The following is a 438-nucleotide window of genomic DNA, read 5'->3' as shown; positions in this document are numbered from 1 at the left end:
CGCTACCAGTTCCTGGGCGACAAGCACGTCTTCTTCTAGCTGCTCACCAACCGCATGACCCCGCCGGCCGTGTTCCTGCTGCCGTTCTTCCAGCTCTACACCACCGTGGGGCTCATGGACACGCACCTCGCCGTCGCGCTCGCCCACCTGCTGTTCAACGTGCCGCTCGCGGTCTGGATCCTGGAAGGCTTCATGAGCGGCATCCCGCGCGAGATCGACGAGACCGCCTACATCGACGGCTACAGCTTCCCGCGCTTCTTCCTCACCATCTTCCTGCCGCTCATCAAGGCCGGCGTGGGCGTGGCGGCGTTCTTCTGCTTCATGTTCAGCTGGGTGGAGCTGCTGCTGGCCCGCACGCTCACCAGCGTGAACGCCAAGCCCATCGTCGCCACCATGACGCGCACCGTCAGCGCCTCCGGCATGGACTGGGCCACGCTC

General features: G+C 65.5%; 1 pseudogene. It reads left to right on the top strand.

Features of this window, described 5'->3' with window-relative positions:
- A pseudogene (locus GVL52_RS29210) lies at positions 1-438 on the top strand (carbohydrate ABC transporter permease); the annotation flags it as partial.

This window comes from Rhizobium sp. 18055 (assembly GCF_902706285.1).
Lineage (GTDB): Bacteria > Pseudomonadota > Alphaproteobacteria > Rhizobiales > Rhizobiaceae > Rhizobium.
Note: the sequence above shows the minus strand (reverse complement) of the source record. Positions and strands in the feature narration are given on the sequence as shown.